Genomic DNA, 5,430 nt, shown 5'->3' with positions numbered 1-5,430 from the left:
TGGCCTAACTGCTGATGAGTTGGGTGAGTGTCCAAAAATGAATTGACTTGAATTCTGGATTAAAAACAGGGTACTCAGAGATATTATATTAAGATATAAGCAAAAGTAATTGTTTATTTAATAAATCTATTTGCCATCTCTGAAAATTTGCTTAGATTTCGCTTGTTCAACAGATACCTCTTCTAGTTTTTCTGGCTCAGCTTCGGGTCTTGCAGCCAATTTGCATTGTTTGATAACTTTCTTTAACGTTTTTACTGCAATAAAATTAATACTGAAAACACATGCCGAAGTTATGGCTAAGGCTGGAAAAGGGGCCAAATTAAACATCGGCAAAATTGCCACAATCGTGCCAGAAGTCAGTAAAAGCGCTAACTTTTTGCTTCCAATGATCTTATTTTTTTTAACCTTTATTGGGTTTAATTTTTTACTTTTGCTTTTAGCTTTTTGAAGCCTTTTTTGAACGTATTGCCCTTTTTTAGCTCTTTTTTTACGGGTTTTGCTTTCTTTATTTTAAAGCTTTTTATTTTTTCTTTTATTCCTTTTTTATCTTTTTTTGCTTTAGAGGTTTTCTCCATCATCTTTAGAGGTTGCTCATGTAGCGGTTTTGGCTTATCGTTTGAAGTTTTAGCTTCTTGGCCATTAGTATATTTTTCGGACGAAACTATGTTTTTTAAACCTTTCTTTGCTTTGTGGTATAATTTCTTTAGTTTGCTTGGCATTTCAAAAATTTATCTATTACTTCCTGGTTGTCCTCTATCATTGCATTTGCTTCTTGCTGAAGACATTTAATATTTTTAGGTGTTACATTATCCATCTCAGCCGACGCTATTGTCAGGTGTGATTGTATTCTTATATATCTGTCGTCCATTACGTTACCTAGTTGATAATTCACTACATCAAGGCTCGAAGCAAACATCACATTTAATAGGGGCTTTATCCAAGCTATTTTCCCTAATTTCCTGTACTTGATTCGATTAGATAGCCGACCTGTGCCGATTGATACCAGAATAATCTCTTCATTAGGGAAAAGTTTTTTACTGTTTGCATATGCACAAGCAGCTGGATTATTCGCAAATACTCCGCCATCCACCAGTACCATTTCTTTTTGGTTGACCTTAAGATACTTAGGTGCAAAATATGTTGGAGCTGCAGTTGTGGCTCTTAATGCATCTTTGAGTTTGATAAAATTTCTATCTTCTTTCCAGCTCTTAAAAAAGAAAGGATGGTTGTTATGAATATCATAACTGGTAAGCAGTACATTACTCAAAGTGTTTTGTAGAGTATCATCACCAAAATATTTTTCTAATATCGATTCGATGTTTTTGTGTGGGTATTATGCACAATTAAACCAAGATAGTATTGATCGTCTAAAGAATGAAGACTTAAAAATATATGGTCCATACTCTTGGTAAAGTTCAACCAAATCATTGGCTGAATATTGAGGTTTATCTTTTTTACATAATCCTGCCACAACAATCCCACCGGTTGAAGTACCAGCCATTAGATCAAAGATTTCAGCTACTCTCTTTCTTGTTCTTTTTTCTATTTCTGCTAGAATGATGGCTGGTATTATGCCCCTTATGCCTCCTCCGTCAACTGAAAGGATGTATTTTGCCATGGTTAGGTATTTATTGATTTTATTAACTTGTTCGCTTTTATCGGGATGTGTTTCCTGCCCAAAAGCCACAGTCTGCTTCACGCCTGGAGAAAATTGCACCAACCTAATAATTGATTCTGTAGACTATGCTAAAAAATCTGTGTTGGTTCAAGCATACCAATTTACCTCGAAGCCTATTGCTGAATCCTTGGTTCAAGCTAAAAAGCGTGGAGTTGATGTCATGGTTATTCTCGACGAATCGCAAGTTAGCTCAAAGTATAGTGTTATCAATGAGCTGTTTGAGCAAAAAATCCCAATTTGGGTAGACTTTAAACCAGCGATTGCTCATAGTAAAATAATGATTATTGATGATAACAAAATAATAACTGGCTCTTTTAATTTCACCTATGCAGCTGAATCAAGAAATGCTGAGAATCTACTGATTATAACAGGGGATCCTCAATTAGTTGAGCAATACATCGAAAACTGGAAGGATCGTCAATCTCAATCTGATCCTTATACACCAAAAGTAGAAGAATAATTACTTTAAATCAGCTTTAAGCTCATCCAATTCCTCAGAAAGATTTTTTACCCTTTCCTCAAGTACTAATACTTTTTCCATTAAACCATATTCAATAAGTTTATCGTGAAATTGTACCCTTGAGTCTAGCTTGGATAACCACCATATCAATGCTACGGTTTGGATTAATATGGTAATAATTACTGTAATTGGGATTTTTTTTAGCATATTTTTTACTGATTATAAAGTAATTGCAAATTACTGATAAAAGAAGAAATATGTTCAGTTTCTATATTTTGCTGTGGTAGTCACTATTTGAATTCGTATTGCTCTTCTGCAGATCCTTATGACTCCAATATATCTTTGATCTTATTTGCTATTTTTGAGCGAGCCTTCTGCATTGGAAAGTAGTTTTATTACTTCTCTGTATTGCTTGTTTTTATCTTTATTACGTTCTTCTGATATTACAGCCATGCTTCTAGGTGTTCTTCCATCTTTAGCTACAGCACTAGGATCTGCTCCTTTGTCTAATAAAAATTTAACAATTTCCAAACGTCCTTGATCTGCAGCATAATGCAGCGGTGTCCATCCCTCATACCCCCCAGAAGCGCCTATATCAGCTCCTTTTTGCACTAGAAAATCCACAACTTCTAAACAACCTGCCTCTGAAGCATAATGTAATGCTGTTAATTTAGGAACCTGCACATTAACATCTAATAGATTTTCTACCAAAAGTTTTACAACCTCTAAGTTACAATTTTCAGAAGCAATTTGTAGTACTGTTTTATAATTACTCACAGCTTTACTCTTTGTATAGCAACATGTAACAACAACACATATAATTGTTATCATAAGCCATAGAAAATTTATCTTATTCTTTATGTTCTTACTTATTTTGTTCATGTCTAACATTTTTTTAGAATTAAATAATCATTTGCTTAAGTTTCATTTAAATAGCTTTGCTCACTTTTGCCTCTACTATAGTTTGATATCCTCTATTATTCAGAATATGTTCTGCCCTGCTGATTACCCATTCGCCTTCAATTTCCTGACAAAATCCTGAAAGGCTGATCTTAGCTTCTGCAAATAATTCTGGATTACCAGGAACAGTTACATTTAAACTTGATGTACTACGTTTTAGTTGTTTTAACTTGGCTGCTGCTGCACTAATTGCTGATCCTGCGGTAGAGTAAAGCGTTTGCAGGGTATAACTTGGGCCCTCATTTCCCACTTTCTCTTCTATAGTTTCTCCCTTTTCATAACTATGCCATTTTGCAATAACAGATCCATATTTGTTACGCACATTAAAATTTACCTCCCAATTTATAATATCTTTAGGTGTCAATACTGTTGTACCTAACATCTTTCCAGTCGCTGATCTTGCTTCTCCCTTCGGAATAAAAATTATATATCCTCCTGCTGGTTTTACTAGTGCATCATATTTTTTGCCTAATCCTTCCAAAAAACTCATGTCGCTTTCATCTGCTTGAATGGTATGTGGTATAAATATATTTTCAAATCTTTCAGCAACTTTACCTTCATACCCATGTTCTTGTGCTATTTCTTTAATCAAATCTCCCAAGGTAATGTCTTTCCATTCCTTTGATTTTCTTTCCTTTAATGATCCTCTTAAACTTGCAGCGTCACATTTTATTCTTAAAGTTTGTGGTGGACTTTGTATTGTAATTTGATTTGCCTTATATACCCCCATAGGTAATAAACCTGTTTCTTTATATCCTAGAAAAACCTGTAATTTACCCTTAAGTTCTAAAGCGCTAGAGCTATAATTAATACATATCTCAGCTTCGTCACTTGTAGTACCTGATCCATCAGTGACACGTAGTGATATTAAACTCTTTTTTAAAACCTCTGTTACTGGGTTATTTTTTGCTACTATATCAAAATCTGGTGTCATTCATCTAAAATATTTATAACAGATTCTTTCAATATTCTCTGAATTTTAGGAAGCTTAATTTTTAATCCAGCGGGCAAAAAGCTTCCGTATTTTGCAAGGCCTGGATTTTCAAGCAATATTTCCTCCACTGCTCCACTACTGTATCCATAATGTTTCCAGCAAATCAAATCTAACATTTCGTTTTCTTTGGTGTAATAATAAATCATTTATTGTAACTTTTTAACTTCAAAATAAACTCAATTTTTCTTGGTTTTCCATCAGGAAAAAATAATATCTGTTTTTCTTCTACATTAGTAATGACAAAATTTCCAAGCACATTTCCTGAATTATCAACTAGAACTTGAGTATCACGTATATTTTTTAGCTGTTCTAAGCCATTACTCTGATAACGTGGATAAATCACTCCTGTCAGATCAATACATTCAATTCCTGAGCCAATGTTTTGTAGCAACGTTTTTTCAATACATTCAATTGTATACCACCTTTTTTCTTTACTGTATCTTAGGCTTATTGGTTCAAGCTTACATTTTCCAAGCAACATCAATGTAACTCTTCAACTATATCAAAAAGTGCCCCACGTGCTTGTTCTCTAAATCGTTCTATTACTGCATCAGCAACACTGCGCACATCTTCAGATTTAATGTTGATATTAAACGTTTGATAGAATGCTTGGTTATGTACTTTCGATTCGCTATTTTCACATCTACTTTTCTTGAATGCTTTCTTAACTTCTTCTTGTTCTATAGCTCTTTTTTCTTCTATAACACCTTTAACTTTAAAACTCTCAAAATTGCCTTTACTATTTTCTGAAAATTGTTTAATAGCACTATTACTTGTCAATGGGTTTCCGTTACTGAAAATGCTATTTTTAGAAAGCTTATTAACAAAATTTCCATTATTTTCAAATTTTCTAATCGGGCTATTCTCAGCAAATATGCTACTAACTGTATTTCCCATCCATGAAAAAGCTTTTCCTATAGGTTCAATGAGTGATTTCCAAAAGCTAGAGAAAAAGTCTTTCACTTTTTGCCAGTTAGTTAGAACATAAACTGCACCAGCAACAAGACTCGCTATTAAAAGTCCAATTGGGTTAGTCATTACAGCGAGTGTTATTGCTCTTAGCCCTGTTATTACTGCAGGAAAAACTATACTTGATAAAGATGAAAATGTTGTCAGTATTGTTGCTTTAAGACCAAAAATTGTACTTCCTAATAAAGTAATTCCATAGCCTAATCCCACTACTAAGACTTTCAAACTTATCAAAGCTGCTAAAGTACTCATGATTGCCGTAGTTAAAGTTGGATATTTTTCTGCAAAAGAAGCTATACGCTCTGTTATTGCTTTCAAACTTCCAGCTACATAATTTAAAGTAGGCAACATTACTGACCCTAGATTCAT

At 33.7% G+C, this 5,430-nt stretch carries 8 protein-coding genes and 2 pseudogenes; 1 reads left to right on the top strand and 9 read right to left on the bottom strand.

Going from position 1 to position 5,430, the window contains the following annotated elements; genetic code table 11:
* Positions 1-126: 126 nt before the first annotated feature.
* From Wcon_RS10315 to Wcon_RS10305, 3 genes and pseudogenes are all read right to left on the bottom strand, one after another.
* A complete protein-coding gene (locus tag Wcon_RS10315) occupies positions 127-342 on the bottom strand; it encodes a hypothetical protein (RefSeq protein WP_147269139.1) in 216 nt (71 codons plus the stop codon).
* A 74-nt stretch (positions 343-416) separates the two neighbouring features.
* Positions 417-719 carry a hypothetical protein gene (locus tag Wcon_RS10310; protein ID WP_114517187.1) on the bottom strand — a complete coding sequence of 101 codons (303 nt, stop codon included), beginning with the start codon at positions 717-719 and terminating at the stop codon, positions 417-419.
* Positions 704-1,618, bottom strand: a pseudogene (locus Wcon_RS10305) (patatin-like phospholipase family protein). Before Wcon_RS10305 ends, Wcon_RS10310 begins: the two are co-directional and overlap by 16 nt.
* On the opposite strand from Wcon_RS10305, the gene Wcon_RS10300 reads away from it, so the two are divergent.
* Entirely contained in the window at positions 1,617-2,138 is a 522-nt protein-coding gene (locus tag Wcon_RS10300; RefSeq protein ID WP_179947522.1) for a phospholipase D family nuclease, read from the top strand. The pseudogene Wcon_RS10305 and the gene Wcon_RS10300 sit on opposite strands and share 2 nt — an antisense overlap.
* On the opposite strand, the gene Wcon_RS10295 is transcribed toward Wcon_RS10300, so the two are convergent.
* From Wcon_RS10295 to Wcon_RS10270, 6 genes and pseudogenes are all read right to left on the bottom strand, one after another.
* Positions 2,139-2,345: a hypothetical protein gene (locus tag Wcon_RS10295; protein ID WP_114517864.1), complete on the bottom strand. Its 207-nt coding sequence runs from the start codon at positions 2,343-2,345 to the stop codon at positions 2,139-2,141.
* A 141-nt stretch (positions 2,346-2,486) separates the two neighbouring features.
* Positions 2,487-2,915, bottom strand: coding sequence for an ankyrin repeat domain-containing protein (locus Wcon_RS10290; protein WP_338062153.1), 429 nt, complete (start codon positions 2,913-2,915; stop codon positions 2,487-2,489).
* 151 nt (positions 2,916-3,066) lie between these two features.
* A complete protein-coding gene (locus Wcon_RS10285) occupies positions 3,067-4,032 on the bottom strand; it encodes a phage late control D family protein (RefSeq protein WP_114517866.1) in 966 nt (321 codons plus the stop codon).
* Positions 4,029-4,238 carry a tail protein X gene (locus Wcon_RS10280; RefSeq protein WP_114517867.1) on the bottom strand — a complete coding sequence of 70 codons (210 nt, stop codon included), beginning with the start codon at positions 4,236-4,238 and terminating at the stop codon, positions 4,029-4,031. The genes Wcon_RS10285 and Wcon_RS10280 overlap by 4 nt, the downstream gene beginning before the upstream one ends.
* Positions 4,235-4,573 (bottom strand): phage tail protein, encoded by a 339-nt coding sequence (locus Wcon_RS10275; RefSeq protein ID WP_237350123.1) that lies wholly within the window; start codon positions 4,571-4,573, stop codon positions 4,235-4,237. Before Wcon_RS10275 ends, Wcon_RS10280 begins: the two co-directional genes overlap by 4 nt.
* Positions 4,573-5,430: pseudogene (locus Wcon_RS10270) on the bottom strand (phage tail tape measure protein); the annotation flags it as partial. The pseudogene Wcon_RS10270 and the gene Wcon_RS10275, both read right to left, overlap by 1 nt.

It is taken from the genome of Wolbachia endosymbiont of Cylisticus convexus (genome assembly GCF_003344345.1).
The sequence above is the reverse complement of the archived record's forward strand: the minus strand, read 5'-3'. Positions and strand labels throughout refer to the sequence as shown.

What these genes read in the sequence shown, in the direction of transcription:
- Wcon_RS10310 (WP_114517187.1), bottom strand. Translation starts at nt 719, where the DNA reads ATGCCAAGCAAACTAAAGAAATTATACCACAAAGCAAAGAAAGGTTTA.
- Wcon_RS10300 (WP_179947522.1), top strand. Translation starts at nt 1,617, where the DNA reads ATGGTTAGGTATTTATTGATTTTATTAACTTGTTCGCTTTTATCGGGA.
- Wcon_RS10295 (WP_114517864.1), bottom strand. Translation starts at nt 2,345, where the DNA reads ATGCTAAAAAAAATCCCAATTACAGTAATTATTACCATATTAATCCAA.
- Wcon_RS10285 (WP_114517866.1), bottom strand. Translation starts at nt 4,032, where the DNA reads ATGACACCAGATTTTGATATAGTAGCAAAAAATAACCCAGTAACAGAG.
- Wcon_RS10280 (WP_114517867.1), bottom strand. Translation starts at nt 4,238, where the DNA reads ATGATTTATTATTACACCAAAGAAAACGAAATGTTAGATTTGATTTGC.
- Wcon_RS10275 (WP_237350123.1), bottom strand. Translation starts at nt 4,573, where the DNA reads ATGTTGCTTGGAAAATGTAAGCTTGAACCAATAAGCCTAAGATACAGT.